The 436-nt window shown below is 39.0% G+C and carries 1 protein-coding gene; it reads right to left on the bottom strand.

The window, feature by feature from the left end:
• On the bottom strand, positions 1-222 hold a 222-nt coding region (locus CP370_RS09335), incomplete at its 3' end, for a response regulator (RefSeq protein ID WP_143467893.1).
• Positions 223-436: the final 214 nt, after the last annotated feature.

Genomic DNA, 436 nt, shown 5'->3' with positions numbered 1-436 from the left:
TGGCGTATTATCAAATTCCCTGATTTTTTTACAAACTTCCCAGCCATCCATAACGGGCATCATGACATCTAATAGAACTAGATCAAACTTTTCATGTCTCAATCGCTCAATTGCTTTTACACCATCATTTGCCTTCTCGCAATGATAGCTATCACCCTCCAGATATAGCTGTAATAGATCTAACATTCGCGGTTCATCATCTATCAGTAATATATTTTTCACGCTTTCCCCCTGCTTTTCGTCTAAATAAAAAAGGCTCGCCAATCACGGCGGACCTCTCTTTGAAAATGACTTGTGTTATTTTTCCACTACCGTATAAAGACGGACATCATAACCTGCATTAGCTACCGCATCGCTTATTTCAGCTATCCGTAACTTATGTTCATCAAATTCAATGACGACTTCATCTTTTTCCAAGGTTACATTGGCATACTGC

Source organism: Lactobacillus sp. UMNPBX19 (assembly GCF_002553805.1).
Lineage (GTDB): Bacteria > Bacillota > Bacilli > Lactobacillales > Lactobacillaceae > Lactobacillus.
Note: the sequence above shows the minus strand (reverse complement) of the source record. Positions and strands in the feature narration are given on the sequence as shown.